12 protein-coding genes are annotated in these 15,571 nt (G+C 41.8%); 6 read left to right on the plus strand and 6 right to left on the minus strand.

The genetic code is table 11. The features are described from left to right. Positions 1–6: 6 nt before the first annotated feature. The 6 genes from HMPREF1534_RS17635 (at position 7) to HMPREF1534_RS17610 (ending at position 8,378) form a co-directional block, all read left to right on the plus strand. Positions 7–1,575, plus strand: a complete 1,569-nt coding sequence (locus HMPREF1534_RS17635) for a peptide chain release factor 3 (protein ID WP_005935965.1) — start codon at positions 7–9, stop codon at positions 1,573–1,575. A 405-nt stretch (positions 1,576–1,980) separates the two neighbouring features. Next, complete coding sequence (locus HMPREF1534_RS17630; RefSeq protein ID WP_005935967.1) at positions 1,981–4,065, plus strand: glycosyl hydrolase; 2,085 nt, start codon at positions 1,981–1,983, stop codon at positions 4,063–4,065. Positions 4,066–4,151: 86 nt separating this feature from the next. After that, positions 4,152–4,514 carry a BlaI/MecI/CopY family transcriptional regulator gene (locus tag HMPREF1534_RS17625; RefSeq protein WP_005935970.1) on the plus strand — a complete coding sequence of 121 codons (363 nt, stop codon included), beginning with the start codon at positions 4,152–4,154 and terminating at the stop codon, positions 4,512–4,514. Positions 4,515–4,531: 17 nt separating this feature from the next. Then, on the plus strand, positions 4,532–6,130 hold the full coding sequence (locus HMPREF1534_RS17620) for a M56 family metallopeptidase (RefSeq protein ID WP_005935973.1): 1,599 nt from the start codon (positions 4,532–4,534) through the stop codon (positions 6,128–6,130). 43 nt (positions 6,131–6,173) lie between these two features. Beyond that, a complete protein-coding gene (locus tag HMPREF1534_RS17615) occupies positions 6,174–7,526 on the plus strand; it encodes a tetratricopeptide repeat protein (RefSeq protein ID WP_005935976.1) in 1,353 nt (450 codons plus the stop codon). 78 nt (positions 7,527–7,604) lie between these two features. After that, complete coding sequence (locus HMPREF1534_RS17610) at positions 7,605–8,378, plus strand: hypothetical protein (RefSeq protein ID WP_005935978.1); 774 nt, start codon at positions 7,605–7,607, stop codon at positions 8,376–8,378. Between the two features lie 349 nt (positions 8,379–8,727). Here HMPREF1534_RS17610 and HMPREF1534_RS17605 read toward each other — a convergent pair whose 3' ends face one another. Genes HMPREF1534_RS17605 through lpxD form a run of 6 tightly spaced genes read right to left on the minus strand, consistent with a single transcriptional unit; the run spans position 8,728 to position 15,549 of the window. Continuing rightward, the gene (locus tag HMPREF1534_RS17605; RefSeq protein WP_005935980.1) at positions 8,728–10,776 is read right to left on the minus strand and encodes an alpha-L-fucosidase; all 2,049 of its coding nucleotides are present in this window, start codon (positions 10,774–10,776) and stop codon (positions 8,728–8,730) included. Further along, complete coding sequence (gene miaA, locus HMPREF1534_RS17600; protein ID WP_085929513.1) at positions 10,773–11,678, minus strand: tRNA (adenosine(37)-N6)-dimethylallyltransferase MiaA; 906 nt, start codon at positions 11,676–11,678, stop codon at positions 10,773–10,775. The genes HMPREF1534_RS17605 and miaA overlap by 4 nt, the downstream gene beginning before the upstream one ends. Positions 11,679–11,726: 48 nt before the next feature. Beyond that, positions 11,727–12,287, minus strand: a complete 561-nt coding sequence (locus HMPREF1534_RS17595; RefSeq protein ID WP_005935985.1) for an IS1096 element passenger TnpR family protein — start codon at positions 12,285–12,287, stop codon at positions 11,727–11,729. Positions 12,288–12,341: 54 nt separating this feature from the next. Then, the gene (lpxA, locus tag HMPREF1534_RS17590) at positions 12,342–13,109 is read right to left on the minus strand and encodes an acyl-ACP--UDP-N-acetylglucosamine O-acyltransferase (RefSeq protein WP_005935987.1); all 768 of its coding nucleotides are present in this window, start codon (positions 13,107–13,109) and stop codon (positions 12,342–12,344) included. Positions 13,110–13,117: 8 nt separating this feature from the next. Further along, on the minus strand, positions 13,118–14,503 hold the full coding sequence (locus HMPREF1534_RS17585) for a bifunctional UDP-3-O-[3-hydroxymyristoyl] N-acetylglucosamine deacetylase/3-hydroxyacyl-ACP dehydratase (protein ID WP_005935988.1): 1,386 nt from the start codon (positions 14,501–14,503) through the stop codon (positions 13,118–13,120). Between the two features lie 5 nt (positions 14,504–14,508). Then, positions 14,509–15,549: a UDP-3-O-(3-hydroxymyristoyl)glucosamine N-acyltransferase gene (gene lpxD, locus HMPREF1534_RS17580; RefSeq protein ID WP_005935992.1), complete on the minus strand. Its 1,041-nt coding sequence runs from the start codon at positions 15,547–15,549 to the stop codon at positions 14,509–14,511. Positions 15,550–15,571: the final 22 nt, after the last annotated feature.

Below are 15,571 nucleotides of genomic sequence, written 5' to 3' on the forward strand. Positions count from 1 at the left end.
TGATATATGAACAACGAAATAGAAAGAAGACGAACGTTTGCGATTATCGCACACCCGGACGCCGGTAAAACATCATTGACAGAGAAGTTGTTGCTTTTCGGTGGACAGATTCAAGTGGCAGGAGCCGTGAAGAGCAATAAAATAAAGAAAACTGCAACATCCGACTGGATGGATATTGAAAAGCAGCGTGGTATCTCTGTTACCACTTCTGTGATGGAGTTTGATTATCATGATTATAAAATCAATATTCTCGATACTCCGGGACACCAGGACTTTGCCGAAGATACTTATCGTACTCTGACGGCTGTGGATAGTGTAATTATTGTGGTGGATGGTGCAAAAGGTGTGGAAACACAGACACGTAAACTGATGGAAGTCTGCCGTATGCGTAACACTCCTGTTATTATATTTGTCAATAAGATGGACCGTGAAGCTAAAGATCCGTTCGATTTGTTGGATGAGCTGGAAGAAGAACTTGCCATTAGTGTTCGTCCTTTGACATGGCCTATTGAAAGTGGTCCCCGCTTCAAAGGCGTATATAATATTTATGAACAAAAACTTAACCTCTTTCAACCTTCCAAGCAAGTAGTGACTGAAAAGGTGGAAGTAGATATTCATACCGAAGAGCTTGACAATCGGATTGGAGCACCTTTGGCAGAAAAACTGCGTAATGAGCTTGAACTTATTGATGGTGTTTATCCCGAATTTGATGTAGAGAGTTATTTGAAAGGAGAGCTGGCTCCGGTATTCTTCGGTTCGGCATTGAATAACTTCGGTGTGCAGGAGCTGCTCGATTGTTTTGTGGAGATTGCTCCAAGTCCGCGTCCTACCAAGACAGAAGAACGTGAGGTGGAACCGGATGAATCTAAGTTCACCGGATTTGTATTCAAAATCACTGCCAATATTGACCCAAATCATCGCTCTTGTATCGCTTTCTGTAAAGTGTGCTCGGGAAAGTTTTCTCGCAATACACCTTATTATCATGTACGGCATGATAAGACGATGCGTTTTTCTTCGCCTACGCAGTTCATGGCACAGCGTAAGACTACTGTTGATGAGGCATGGGCAGGCGATATCATCGGTTTGCCGGACAATGGTACCTTTAAAATTGGTGATACATTGACCGAAGGCGAGAAATTACATTTCCGGGGTATTCCCAGTTTTTCTCCTGAAATGTTTAAATATATCGAGAATGCCGACCCGATGAAGCAGAAACAGTTGGCAAAAGGTATCGACCAATTGATGGATGAGGGTGTAGCTCAGTTGTTTGTCAATCAGTTTAATGGACGTAAGATTATCGGTACAGTAGGACAGTTGCAGTTTGAGGTTATCCAATATCGTTTGGAAAACGAATACAATGCAAAATGCCGTTGGGAGCCCATCAGCCTTTATAAGGCGTGTTGGATAGAAAGTGATGATGTCGAAGAATTGGAGGCTTTCAAAAAACGTAAGTATCAGTATATGGCAAAAGACCGTGATGGACGGGATGTCTTCCTTGCCGACAGTAATTATGTTCTCCAGATGGCTCAAATGGATTTTAAGCATATCAAGTTCCACTTTACCAGCGAATTCTAAAAAGAAGAAATATATTCTATCTTCCATGAGGCGGGAAAATCCCTTCATGGAAGATTTTTTATTCGGAAGGTCGGTTTATCTTTGCAATCATATTTAAAATTCATCAGGTTTGCTGGCTATTTCTTTTGTAATATCTATAATGTCATTGTATCAGGGGAACTCCCAATATGATGCGTTCCCAAGTCTAATCGGGATATGTCGGTCTGTGTCGGCCAAAAAAAGTTATTATTATTGTTTTCATAAACTGTTACTACTGTTCTGGAAAAAACTCTTTTGTTTTTTGTATCTTGAAAGTTCACTTTAGTTAAAGTTTATTTCATCTGCTGCCAATCTTTGGCGAGTCATTTTTATTTTCATATCTTGGATATATATTATTGTTTAGTTGTAATCAAAGAGACATTTTACATGATTATGAAGATAAAATATTTGCTTTTGTTTTCTTTATTGATGTTTGAGTACTCATTGGCTGCCGTTCCCAATGACTGGCAGAAACGTTTCCTTTCTCCTTCTGTGGCAGACCGTCCGTGGGCAGTTTGGAGTTGGGATAATAAAGATGTCACTTTTCAGGAAGTGAGAGATAAGTTGGACACGATGCACAAAGTCGGTTTTGGAGGGTGTTGTATTTTGGCTGTCAATGCTTATCGGGAACCCGGATATTGGCGGGTGTTTAATTTTACAATGAAGGAAGCCGACCGTCTTGGCATGGATTTGGGAATGCAGATGAGTGACCATGGTTCTTTACCTGATGATATACGGATTACTCCTTCAGAAGCTATGCAGAGGTTGGTGTGGAGTGATACAATTGTAGATGGGGGGACTTTACGTAATCTAGCCTTGCCTCAGCCTGATACTTATAAAGGATATTATGAAGATATATCGGCTTATGCATTTCCTGCCAGTCTTGATAATGCCGGTCTCTTATCGGTTTCCGGGGATTCCTCTTCACAAACAGCATACTTCATCAGCCCGGAGCAATCCATGCAATTACCTGTGTATCAGGGGCGCCTTACTGCGCGGTTGCCTGAAGGGAAATGGCGTATATTGCGTGTGGGGCATACAGCAGTTGCACCTGCCGATAGTGTTGCCGGACAGGAACAAGGACTGAGGTGTGATAAGCTGAGCTCCGAAACTGTATACAAATTATGGACGGACTGGTTTACCTATGTATATAGAAAGGCAGATGCGGAATCGATTCGGCGTATGTTGAAGTATGTTTATGTTAATCATTGGACTGCGGATAATCAAAACTGGACGAAGAACTTTCCCGCCGAGTTTGAAAGACGGCGTGGTTATGACTTGATTCCCTATCTTCCCATATTGGCGGGGATACCGATGGAGAGTGCCGACCGGGTGGAAAGTATAGCTCGGGATGTACAATTGACTGTCAGTGAATTATTGACAGATGTATTCAGTACTGTTGCCTCGGATTGTTTTCGTCAGTATGATTGTCGGATAATAGGAGAGGGTGTACCTCAGAACAATGGGTTGGTTAAGATTGACGGGACTTGGAAAGAAAGTCCGGCTATGTTGAAACCTTTGCTTGACCGCAACTTTGTTACCGATAATGGCAGTATTTTCTTTTGTATAGATAATGGTGTGAGTGAAGCGGCTGCGGACACTTCGTTAAATGCAGAAGCAGAAGAACAAAGTCTCTCTGATACACTTGCAAATGAGAGAATGAATGAAGCTTGGATGGATAGTCTTCGTATCGTGTCCGATTCTAATCGGAATTGGTGGGAAGAAAGCAAGTCGTTTCTTACTTATGCTTCTCGGTGCCGAACTTTGTTGCAGTATGGGCGTCAGGTGAATGATTCTCTATTGTTTGTAGATAAAACTATTCTCTCAGATATATTTTGGACACATCGCAATGGTGAAGACATGGATATTTATTTTTTTGCTAGTCAGGCAGACAGTATGCGTATGGTTACAGTATCTTTTCCCGTTACTCACCGTATGCCTGAATTATGGAATGCCGTTACAGGAACCATATTTCGTTCTGCTAATTGGAAAGAAGTGGAAGGTCGTACGGAAGTGACTTTGTCTTTACCTGCTTACGGTTCTGTCTTTGTGGTGTTTCCGAAAGAAGACTCCGGAGCTGAGATTGTGGAGCCGACTTTGGTAACGCCGGTTGTACTGAAAATAAACGAATGGACAGTCAATTTCTCGGAAATATATAAAAGCATTACTCGTCCTGTTCTTTTTAATAGAAGTCGGGAGGAGAATAAGCAGATAAAGAATTATTTTGGCCGTTCTTTCTATAAAGGACTTTTCATGTGGAAGACATCTCAAGAAGGACGTATTGTAGTTAGGTTGGGAAAAGTGGATGAAATGGCAACAGTCCGTATCAACAGTATCAATTGCGGTACGGTGTGGACTGCTCCTTATGAAGTGGATATCACTGATGCACTCCGTAGTGGAAGTAATGTGATAGAAGTGGAAGTACTTCCGTCAGATTGGGAAGGCCCGATAGAATTTGTGCGGAAGGAATAAAACTACGGCTTTTAGTTTACTTTAACTATGAATATTAGTTTTAAAACTAAAACTTTTAGTTTATTTGCGGTAAACAAAAGAAGCTTATGAAAACGTTGACTGTAAAAGAAGAGGAAATCATGGGGTATTTCTGGGAGAAAGGCCCTCTGTTTGTAAAGCAATTGCTTGAATTTTATGATGAACCGCGTCCTCATTTCAATACACTTTCTACGATAGTACGCGGATTGGAGGAAAAAGGTTTTCTGCATCATGAAGTGTTTGGAAACACTTATCAATATTATGCAGTGGTGAGTCGGGATGATTTTAAAAAGAAGACATTGAAAGGAGTAATCAGTAAGTACTTTAATAATTCATATTTGGGAGCTGTATCATCACTTGTAAAAGAGGAAGATATTTCGGTAGAGGAACTGAAACAGTTGATTCGTGAGGTTGAGAATGCCAATAAATAAATCAACAGACAGTAACTATGGGAGCATTTTTCGTTTATATACTTAAATCATCGGTCTGCCTGGCGGTATTTTATTTATTTTATCGCCTGTTGCTCAGCAAGGAAACGTTTCATCGTTTCAACAGATTTGCATTGCTTGGCATTTTACTTTTGTCTTGCATTGTGCCGTTCATGGAGGTAACGGTAAAGGAGCCGACTGAGGTGCACCAACAATTCCTTACCTTCGAAGAGCTTTTGTTGACGGTGGGGGTGAGCCCGGTAGAAGAAGCCGGAAATATAATGTTGGTGTCTGATTTTACATGGAGGGAAATGCTGTTGTTAGTTTATTTATCGGGCATTGTTTTCTTTTTAATCCGCACTGTATGGTCTTTATTCCGTATGTTGCATTTGATTAGGGACAGCCGGATAGTCAGTCGGGAAAACGGTATTACTATAATCGCTCATCGAAAGAACATAGCTCCTTTTAGTTGGATGAAATTTGTGCTGATTTCCGAGACGGATTTATTGGAAAATGGTACAGAGATTCTGGTTCATGAAGTAGCACATATCCGTAAACGTCATTCCATTGATTTATTGGTGGCGGATATATGTATCTTTTTTCAATGGTTTAATCCGGCTTCATGGCTGTTGAAACAGGAATTACAGAACATTCATGAATATGAAGCGGATGAATGTGTTATCAATCAAGGCATCGATGCAAAAAAATATCAGTTATTATTAATTAAAAAAGCTGTCGGCACAAGGCTCTACTCTATGGCCAACAGCTTTAATCACAGTTCACTTAAAAAACGTATTACTATGATGTTAAAAGAAAAATCAAGCCCATGGGCACGTTTGAAGTATCTTTATGTACTTCCGTTGGCAGCTATTGCAATAACTGCTTTTGCCCGCCCCGAAGTCTCAACGGAATTAGATGAGATTTCAGCCGTCAAAGTTAATGATTTGACTGCAATTGTGAAAGCCGAAGAGGTTAAAAGTGCAGAAATTCTGTCGGAAGATGGAATAAAAGTGAAAGGCCGAGTTCTTGATGAAGAATATAGTAGTGGAATAATAGGTGCCAATGTGCTTATTAAAGGATCTACTATAGGCACTGTTACCGATGAAGAAGGTCGTTTTGAATTGCCGGTGGAGGCGGGCAATGTCTTGCAAATCTCTTTTGCCGGTTATAAAACGGTGGAGGTAAAGGTCTCTGCAGATGAAAAAGAACAGGATATTGTCATTGTAATGTCCGGAGAAAAACCGTCTGCTGGAGGGCAAGTGTTTCAGATTGCAGAAGAGATGCCTTCATTTCCCGGTGGCATAGACGAGTGCATGCGTTACATAGCCCGACACGTAAAGTATCCGGCAATATCCATAGAGAATGGTGCTCAGGGGATAGTATCCGTCCGGTTCATTATTGAGAAAGACGGAAGTATTTCCAATCCGAAGATTGCCCAAGGGGTAGACGAGTATTTGGATAAAGAAGCTATGAGAGTCATCATGAGCATGCCTAAATGGAAACCGGGAAAGCAACGGGGAGTGGCGGTGCGTACCCAGTTCACGCTGCCTGTTAAGTTTAGGTTGGTCGTTGATGAAGCTAAGAAGGATAATACGCCTTTGCAGAATAGAAAAAAGTAAGAATGATATGGGGTGAATAACCATAAAATTAAAGTATAATGCTATGAAATCATTTGTAACACTCATGCTGTGTCTATTGTCTATGACAACTTTTGCACAGGTACACGATGAAATTACTTCGGCTATGGAAGAATTTGATTATGATAAAGTAATCAATCTGATATCCCCTGGCACAAAGGATTCGTTATTGTTATCGACTAGGATACAGGCTTTGAAGGCTATGAATCGTTATCCTGAAGCCATTGTTGATTTGACTTCTCTTTTTGTAAAGGATACTACAGATACAAAAATATTGATAGATTTGGCAGAGTGTTACAAACTGATGGGTAGTCCGCGTCAGGCGGCTGATTATTATCGGAAGGCGGTGAGTTTACGCCCAAATAATAAGTTCTTTCGATTGCAATATATACGTTCTTTGTTGAATGCGGAGAACTTTAAAGAGGCACGCGATGCTTGCCATGGCTGGTTGGAACAAGATACGGTTTCTGCCACCGGATATAAGTATTTGGGACAGGCTTATGAAGGAATGCAGGATATACCCAATGCTTTTTTCAGTTATAATGTAGCCTATCGTCGAGATTCCTTGGATGCCCAGACCGTCGCTCGTATAGCCAATATCTTTAATAATAACCGGCAATTTACAGATGCTATTGATGTGACAGAGTGTTATCGACTGAGCGATACGACAAGTGTGGATGTCAACCGCCAGAATGCTAAAGCTTATTGTATGTTGAAAGATTATAAGAAGGCAATCGAGCGTTATGAAAGTTTGAAGAGAATGGGTGACCGCAGTTTTCTTACCTTTTATTATTTAGGTATATCTTATTATGGAGACAATTGGTTTTATGGCTCATACGATAATTTGAAGGAAGCGTATGCGAAAAACTCTACTGATATTAATGTATTATATTATTATGCAAAATCCTGTTCGCGCACTTCATGGAAGAAGGAAGGGGTAGAATTTATGGAAAAGGCTGTAGAAATAGCTACTCCCGGTGATAGTATTTTGGAGCGTCTCTATAAAGGTTTGGCGGAATGTTATGGCTATGCCGGTGAGAGCTATAAGAAGATAGAAGTTATGAACCGTTTGTATAAATTGAATAAAGATTATAAACTGTTCTATAGTATTGCCAGAGCTTATGACTCTAACAAGGATTATGAGAATGCCATCCATTTTTATGAAAAGTTTATGTCTTTGACTCCCAAGAATCAACGTTTCCCTTATGATGAAGAAGGAAAGATTATTGAATCTGCTACTACTATGTATCAAATAGCCGAAAAAAGGGTGAAGAAGATAAGGGAAGAAGATTTCTTTAGGAATGGAGCGCCTGATGATTTTTTTGTTGTTCCTAAGAAAATAGATATAAAGAAAGATACGGTTGCCGGTAAGCAATAACAGATTTTTGAGTATCTTTGGCACAGCCCGTATATGATTGTCATGTGCGGGTGGGAACAGATAAAAACGAATGGCTTTATGATGAGACACAACCGGATATCAAAGTTATTGTTGCTACTGATAATTCCCTCTTTGTTGGGATTGATATTTACTTGTATTTTCCGTGGATATACTGCCAATTGGATACAGATACTATGTTATTCTTTTGCTCCGTTAGTTTCTTCTATTATTGTGGCTATTTGCTTCAGGGGGCGCTGGATGGGATTATTGCTTTTATGGACGTTTGTGGCTTCCGTTGCATTTAATGTGCCTTTGCAAAACTGGCTGTTCCATTCTGCCGATGATATAGTCCGTTATGCTTCAATAACAGATTTATACAAGGAAAAAGATAAGCCTATGTATTTTACTTTTGATCGTTTGGAGGTGGATAATAAGAGGAGGAGTACTATCGGTATTTGGCGTGAACATACCCGACGTGTATCCCGACATTCTTATCGGACGGAGAAGAAGCAGCATTGGTATTCGGTATCACCGGTTTTTGAGGATTCATTACCTGAACATAAATATGCAGAAAGGGAGGTAAAAGCATGGGTTGTTGCCGTAAAGCATGATAAGCAGGATTCGTTGGTATGCTATGAATGGTGCACTTTCGATATAGGGGATTATAAAAAAGCGATTGACAAATCACGTTGTAAAGTACAGCATTCGGATGCGCCTATCATTAAACCGCTTTACAAACAATTTACAACAAAGAGTGAATGGCGGAATATTTTCTTAAATGTAGGTTTGCTTGTCTTTTCCATCCAGGTATTGATAGGAGTAATTATGAATTATAGGGTTGGAAAATCTTGATAAAGCAGTATAATCAGGTTAAGTAATTAGAAAGGCTGTGTGCTTTTCCAAAAGACTTTTGTATGTTGAAAGCAGGGGGTGTCAAAACTAACCGGCTTATCTCATCGTCAGCTGTAGGGGCAAGGTTTGCCTGCCCGAAGACACAAAGCAAACTTTCGGGCGAGCAACCTCACCCCTACGAACTAAACGACAGCATTATCCACATTTTGACACACTCCCCTGTTTTTTATAAAGCCTATTGTTTGTTTTCATCTGTCCGGGAAGTTGATATACAATCTCCTTTCACACATAACGGCTGCTGAAATCTTCTATTCATGGGCTTTTGGGGTGAAAGTAGTCTTCCTTGTTACTATTTTATTCTGACAGTAAGGTTATGTAATTCTGTATCGGTATGCTGGGTCGGCAGATTATTTTGTTTAATCTGCAACTTGATGGCAGGCTGTTTTTTGTCTTCTTCGGAAACTGTGTATGTATAGCGTTGTTTATAAACAATTTGTTTATCCGAAGGACGGAGCAGATATCCTGTTTCCTTTTCAAACCGGTTGTACAAGCGCAAGACAATTTGATTCAACCCTTTTTGCAGATGCAATAATACCTTTTCTTCACGGAATTTGCAACGATACGGATTCAAATGCTTCATGACAGAACGACCGTTCAGATAAACTTCAATACCGTTTCCTGCGCCTACGTCCACTAATACATCTTGTGCTACCGGTGATTCTACTTCCTGCATGACAAAGTAAGTCTCAAGGATATTGGCAGGGAACATCATCTTTTCTTCGTTCGTTTCTTTCCATTGTCCGTTTCTTACAGGAGTCTTATCAAGACTGATATTGATAGTGGAAGGAGCGTCAAACAAACTGCTGCCCGGTCCGCAGAGGTAGCGTTTTCCCCATTTGGTTTTAGGATTTACTTTTAAAGGGCTGGCTTTGGCTCCGTCAAGTGTTATTCTTTGTTCATTTCCGGTCGGATTTGTAATGACAAGTTCTTTGCCGATTTCCTGGGGTGTATAAGTCAGTTCCAGTTGGGTATTACGGTTAGGAATTTCCCATTCATAGCTTACTGTGCTGCGATAATTGCTGTAATAATCAAAACAAGAGTAGCTGTAATTAGGTACATATTCATGAGTGGCAGCAATAGGTGTTGTCACGTCCATGTCTAAAGAAAGAACTTCTATATCAGTATTGTTGTACGCTGTTTGGGGTACAGTAATATGCAGATTTCCTTTCTTTTGACTGATGTGGGTGTAGTTGCCTTTTGCCTCTTTCAGCTTGAAACCCGGAGTATTCAGGATAATTTCGCCGTGCAGAGGGTATTTTCCTGACAAAATCAGATAGAGTGTATTCTCTTTTCGAGTGATGGCTCCCCATTCATACTGTTCACGGAAGGGAGAAGCATCCGTGTCATAAATGGCTTCTCCGTTCTTTTCCAGCCAGGCACCGATTTCTGTCAATACTTCCTTTTCGAAAGGAACAACGGAGCCGTCTCCTTTAGGTCCGATATTGAGCAGGAAGTTGCCCCCGTGCGAAACCACATTGATAAGGCTGCGCAATTTCTCCATTGCTTTGGTATGTACATCTCCTCTTTCCTGCCATGAACGATAGCTCCATGTTTCGTTGAACATGGAAGCGGCCGACTGCCATGCAGTTTGGAGGGCTCCTTCAGGATAGGCATTATCAGCCATGACTGCAAAGTCATAACGGTCATTGCCGAGACGTCCGCTTACCATGCAGTCCGGTTGCAGTTTGTGAACCAGTTCATAAAGCTCTTGGCTTTGTTGGGGAGTATTGGAACCCATATCAAACCAAAGTTCGGAGATGGGGCCATAATTGGTGAGCAGTTCCGTAACCTGTTGTTTCGTAAACTCATGGTGTTGCGGAGTAATAAAGTCACAGTTATGGCTGGAAATAGGATAGGCTTGTGGAAAGTGCCAATCAATCAAAGAGAAATACATGCCGAAATTGATACCTCCCCGTTTACAGGCTTCTGCCAGTTCTTTTACGAAATCGCGTTTACCGGGAGTGGCATCGTAAGAGTTATAGTCAGTAGTTGCTGTCTTGAACATGCAGAATCCGTCATGGTGCTTGGTTGTGAAGATGATAGAACGCATTCCGGCTTTTTTAGCCAAGGCAACGATGGAATCGGCATGAAAGAGAGTAGGGTTGAACCGGAGTGCCGTATCACCATACCAGTCACTGAAGATACCGGCAAAAGACTGTATCTGTTCACTATATCCGCGAGTGATAGGTTTGCCTTCCCACACACCGCCCAGTTCGGAGTAAAGTCCGAAATGGATAAACATGGAGTATTTATTATGATGCCAGCGTTCTTGTGATTCTTTTCCCGATGCCGGGATGAGTGTCATGCACATTAATAATAAGATGAGCAGTTTTTTCATGATAATTGTTTTTTAATATGTTCCATAATCTCTTCTTGTTGGTCGGGGTGAAACCAAGCGATATCTGCATCCCGTTTGAACCAAGTCATTTGTTTGCGGGAATAGATGCGTGAGTTTTGCTTTATTTTCTCAATGGCAAAATCAAGTGTCCATTCGCCATCCAGATATTTGAATATTTCTTTGTACCCCACTGTATTCAGCGAGTTCAAGTCTTTGTAGGGATAGACGCTGCGTGCTTCTTCCAGTAATCCCTCTTGCATCATTATATCTACACGGCGGTTTATGCGGTCGTATAACTCCTCACGGTCGCGAGTCAGTCCTATTTTTATAATGCGGAAAGGACGTTCTTTACAATTGCGGGTGCGGAAAGATGAGTACGTTTTGCCGGTCATGTAGCAGATTTCCAATGCATGGATAACCCGTTTGGGATTCTTTAAATCTACTATTTTGTAATATTCAGGGTCAAGCAGTTTCAGCTCGGCACAGAGTTTGTCCAATCCCTCTTTTTCATAGCGTTGAAGCATCAGTTCCCTGGTTTCTTTGTCAACGGTGGGAATGTCATCAATACCTTTGCAGATGGCATCCACATACATCATGGAACCACCGGTGAGTACAACAGTATCGTGGGTTTGGAACAAGCATTCCAGCTGATTCAATACGTCAGTCTCATATTGTGCGGCACTGTAATAATCAGTCAGTTCCAAAGTACCGACAAACCAATGAGGTACACGTGACAATTGTTCGGGAGTAGGGGCAGCAGTACCTATTTTCAAATCTTTATATAGCTGGCGGGAATCTGCCGAAATGATAGAGGTTTGGAAATGTTCGGCAATGGAAAGACTTAATTCTGTCTTTCCTACACCGGTAGGGCCAATGAGGACGATAAGGGTGTGAGACATCAGGCTTAAAAATAAAAGGGGCAACTGAATCAGTCGCCCCTACAATTCAGATTAATAGTTATCTTGCTCGTAAGGGTCGGCAGCACTGCCACTTCCCATATCAAATCCTTCGGGGTCGAAGTCTTCCATGTCAAAGTCTTGATCACCATAGAAATTCTCGTCCAAGTCAAGGTTTCCACCATTGTTTGCCATCATTTCGTCAAAATCAAGAGTCTGCTTGGGGGCCTCTCCCGCTTTGCGTGAGCAAATGGCATTGTCAAGGTCTTTGCCGGTTATGATTTCAGACAGTTCGATAAAGAATACACGTTCAGACAAGGGGTCGAAGACATAAAGCAATTTCTGTTTTTCGTCTTCCAACAGGTCGCTTAACTTGGTTTCCTTCATGATGTAACTGTCTTCATCCGAACTGGTACCCATATCCTCCAGTGTGATCTCCTGTTCTTTTTCCCAGTCATCATCACAGATGAAGAATGAGGTTAGTTGGTCATTTTTGTATCCTGCTGCTTTCAGGATGGCTTCGTGAAAGTCATGGAAAGTAGCTTCAGAATCTATCTTTATTTCTCTTATAAAATCATCGACTTCATCAGAGATGAGTGTAAATCTATATACCATATACTATATACTATATAACTTGTTTTTCGTGCAGTAAAGTTATAAAAAACTTTGTTATCTGATGATACCTCTTTGAGAATTTTCTATGAAAGAAATAATATATTCTATTTCCGGGCTCATAGGAACTTCTTTTCGCACTTCTGCCAATGCGTCTGTCACGTTCATACCGCTTTGATAGATAATGCGATAGGTGTTGTGTATGTTCTCAATCAGTTCATTTGAGAATCCGCGGCGGCGTAGCCCTACAATATTAATTCCTGCATAAGCAATCGGTTCGCGTCCGGCAATGATATAAGGGGGAATGTCTTTGCTGAATCGCGAGCCTCCCTGAATCATTACATATCCGCCCACACGACAGAACTGGTGCATCAATACGGCAGCACTGATAATGGCATTGTCGTCAATGATAATCTCACCCGCCATTTTAGTAGAATTCCCGATAATGCAACCGTTTCCCACCAGTGCATCGTGCGCCACATGTACACCTTCCATCAGTAGGTTGTTGCTGCCTACCACTGTTCTGCCTTTGGCGGCAGTACCACGGTTGATGGTTACGTTTTCGCGGATAGTGTTGTTGTCACCAATTTCAGCAGTTGTATCTTCACCGTGGAATTTCAAATCTTGCGGTATAGCGCCTATGACTGCTCCCGGAAAGATGGTGTTTCCATTGCCGATACGTGAACCATAAAGGATGGTGGCATTAGGCATGATGGTATTATTGTCACCGATTTCCACATTCTTATCGATAAATACGAAGGGACCGATTTCTACGTTTTCACCAATCTTTGCTTCGGGATGTATATATGCTAGTGGACTGATCATTTCTTTTCTTATTTGTTTTTTACTATTTGTGCCATGAATTCTGCTTCGCACACAACTTTCTCACCTACGAATACATATCCTTTCATTGTAGAAACACCGCGGCGGATAGGTGCCAGCAGCTCTACACGGAATATCAATGTATCTCCCGGCACTACTTTCTGACGGAACTTCACACCGTCTATTTTCAGAAAGTAAGTGGAGTATCTTTCCGGTTCGTCTACCGAGTTCAGTACAAGCAGCCCGCCACATTGTGCCATTGCTTCAATCTGGAGTACGCCCGGCATAACGGGTTCTTGAGGGAAATGCCCCTGAAAGAACGGTTCGTTGGCAGTAACATTCTTCACACCTACAATGTAGTTGGCACCAATGGCTATCACTTTGTCTACCAGTTGGAACGGATAGCGGTGTGGAAGTAATTCGCGGATGCGGTTAACATCCATGATAGGGGCTTCGTTACAATTATAACCGGGAGCCTGAATTTCGTGCAATTTGATTTCTTTGCGTATCTGGCGTGCAAACTTATTATTGATTGTGTGTCCCGGGCGTGTTGCGATGATGCGTCCCTTGATGGGTTTGCCTATAAGGGCAAGGTCGCCAATGATATCCAGCAGCTTATGACGTGCCGGTTCGTTATCCCATACCAAAGGAATGTGATTGATATAACCCAGCTGGGTGGCATCCATGTGGGGAACACCCATTACGTCAGCCAGTTTGTCATAATTGTCCTGGCTCATTTCTTTTTCGTAGATGACAATGGCATTGTCCAAATCACCGCCTTTAATCAGGCCGGCTCCTAATAACGGCTCAATTTCGCGTACGAATACGAATGTACGTGCAGAAGCTACTTCGGTGGGGAATTTAGACATATCCTCCAAAGTGGCAAATTGGTTGGACAGAATTTTGGATTGATATGAAATCAAGACATTGACACTGAAGTTTTCATCCGGCAAAACAATAATGGAAGAACCGGAAGCTTCGTCTCTGAATTCTATTTTCGATTTGATGATATAATAGTCCTTAACGGCATTTTGTTCTTCGATACCCACACGTTGGATGCACTCTACATATTGTTTGGCACTACCGTCCAATATCGGGAACTCGGGTCCGTTCACTTGGATGAGGCAGTTGTCAATGCCTGCTGCATAAAGTGCTGCCAATGCATGTTCGACTGTGCTTACTTTTATGCCGTTCTTTATCAGTACAGTGCCGCGGGTGGTATCACCTACATTTTCTGCCACTGCATCAATTATTGGTTGTCCTTCAAGGTCAATACGTTGGATTTTATACCCGTGGTTGTCCGGTGCCGGATTAAATGTCACCGTCAAGTTTACTCCGGTATGCAGGCCTTTTCCGTTTAATGAGAAACTGCCTCTTAGTGTCTTCTGTTTCAACATGGGGTTTATTTATTTAGTTGTTTTTTTAATTCTTCTATTTCTTTCTGCATGCTGTTCAGTGCTGCATACATTTCGGGAAGCTTCTTGTAGACGGCCGATGACTTCATGAAGTTCTTGGCATTGATGGCCGGGGTACCCATTATCTTTTCATTGGATTTGATATTGCCGGGAACACCTGCCTGTGCACCGATTCCTACTTTGTCTCCCACTTTGATATGACCGGCCAGACCTACTTGTCCGCCGAACATACACCATTCGCCCACTTTGGTAGAGCCGGCGATTCCCACTTGCGAAGCCATTACGGTGTGGCTTCCTACTTCTACATTATGGGCTATTTGGATAAGGTTATCAAGCTTTACGCCTTTGTGTATCACTGTTGCTCCCATTGTTGCACGGTCTACACATGTATTGGCGCCGATTTCCACATCATCTTCTATGATTGCTATGCCGATTTGAGGAATCTTTTCATATCCTTCGGATGAAGGGGCAAAGCCGAAGCCGTCAGCACCAATCACACAACCGGCGTGCAATATACAGTTATTACCGATACGGCAGTCATGGTATACAGTTGCATGCGGATATAATGTACAGTTATTGCCAACTTTCGCATGGCTGCCTACGGTTGCATGCGGGTGGAGTGAAGTATTATCACCAATCTCAGCACCATCGGCTACACAAGCGAATGGGGCGATATATACATCTTTTCCTATTTTGGCGGTAGGGGCAATATATGCCAGCGGGTCAATGCCGGTTTTTTTAGGTTTGCTCATTTCATAAAGTGTCAGCAGCTTTGCCAAACTTTCGTATGCATTGTCCACTTTGATAAGGGTCGCTTTAACTTCCTGTTCGGGGACAAAGTCTTTGTTAACCAACACAATGGTAGACTGCGTATCATAAATGTAATGAGTATACTTCGGATTTGAAAGAAATGAAAGTGCACCCGGCATTCCTTCTTCTATTTTAGCAAAAGTATGCACAGTTGCGTTTTCGTCACCAACAATAATTCCCTGGATGTATTCCGCAATTTGTTTAGCTGAGAACTCCATAATACTGTTTTAATTCTTTATG

The sequence above is a fragment of the Phocaeicola massiliensis B84634 = Timone 84634 = DSM 17679 = JCM 13223 genome, assembly GCF_000382445.1.
Lineage (GTDB): Bacteria > Bacteroidota > Bacteroidia > Bacteroidales > Bacteroidaceae > Phocaeicola > Phocaeicola massiliensis.